Genomic DNA, 1,174 nt, shown 5'->3' with positions numbered 1-1,174 from the left:
CTGGAGCTGGGGCCGGACGGGACGCTGTCGGCGATGATCCAGGAGACCGCGGCCGTCACCACGGTTCCCGCACTGCGCCGGGACCGGGATGAGGAAACGGCTGCGGTGACGGCGCTGGCGGTGCTGCACGCCCATGGGGTCAAGGTGGACTGGGAGGCGTTCTTCGCCGGCACGGGCGCCCGCCGGGTCGAACTGCCGACCTACGCCTTCCAGCACACCTACTACTGGCCGGAGACGCACGGATCGACCGGCGGCGTGTCCGGGGCCGGGCTCGAGTCCGTGGAGCACCCGCTGCTCGGCGCCGCCGTCGAGCTGCCGGACGGCGGCGGTGTCATCCTCACTGGCCGACTGTCGCTGCGGACACAGCCGTGGCTGGCGGATCACGTGGTGGGCGGCCGGGTCCTGTTCCCCGGCACCGGTTTCGTGGAGCTGGCGCTGCGCGCCGGGGACGAGCTCGGCCTCCAGCAGATCGAGGAACTGACGCTGTCCGTCCCGCTGGAGCTGCCCGAAACGGGTGCGGTTCCTGTGCAGGTGAGGGTCTCGGAGCCCGACGCGAGCGGCCGCGCCGAACTCGACGTCTTCTCCCGCGACGGAGAGGAATGGATCCGGCACGCGACCGGCGTCCTCCGTGCGGCGGCCGTCGAACCGGCCTGGGACGCGGGGCACTGGCCGCCGACCGGGGCCGTCGCGCTCGACCTCACCGGCTTCTACGACGGGACCGACTACGGCCCGACCTTCCGGGGCGTGACCGCTGCCTGGCGCGTCGGGGACGACGTGTTCGCCGAGGTCATGCTGCCGGAGCGGGTCCGAGACGTGGCGGCCTTCGGCATCCACCCCGCGCTGCTCGACGCCGTGCTCCACGGGGCCGCGTTCCTCGAGGGCGCCGAGCCCGGCACGCTGCTGCCGTACGCGTGGACGGGCGTGGGACTGCACGCGAGCGGCACGGCCACCGTACGGGTGCGACTGAGCGGTTCTGCGTCCGCCGGTATCAGGATCGCGGTCGCCGACGGCACCGGCAGGCCCGTTGCGACGGTCGGCACGCTGCACCTGCGCGCCCCCGAACACGTGGATCGCGTGCGTTCCTTGTATCGGGTGGGGTGGTTGACGGCGGTGCCGGCGGTCGAGGTGGGTGATGTGCGGTTCGTGGAGTTGGTGGGTGGTGCTGATGTGGTGG

Annotated in this window: 1 protein-coding gene; it reads left to right on the top strand. The window is 72.8% G+C overall.

The features are described 5' to 3' along the window. Positions 1 to 33: 33 nt before the first annotated feature. On the top strand, positions 34 to 1,174 hold a 1,141-nt coding region (locus ACIRVH_RS46485; RefSeq protein ID WP_403967196.1), incomplete at its 3' end, for a polyketide synthase dehydratase domain-containing protein.

It is taken from the genome of Streptomyces sp. NPDC101165, assembly GCF_044768135.1.
Taxonomy (GTDB): domain Bacteria; phylum Actinomycetota; class Actinomycetes; order Streptomycetales; family Streptomycetaceae; genus Streptomyces.
Note: the sequence above shows the minus strand (reverse complement) of the source record. Positions and strands in the feature narration are given on the sequence as shown.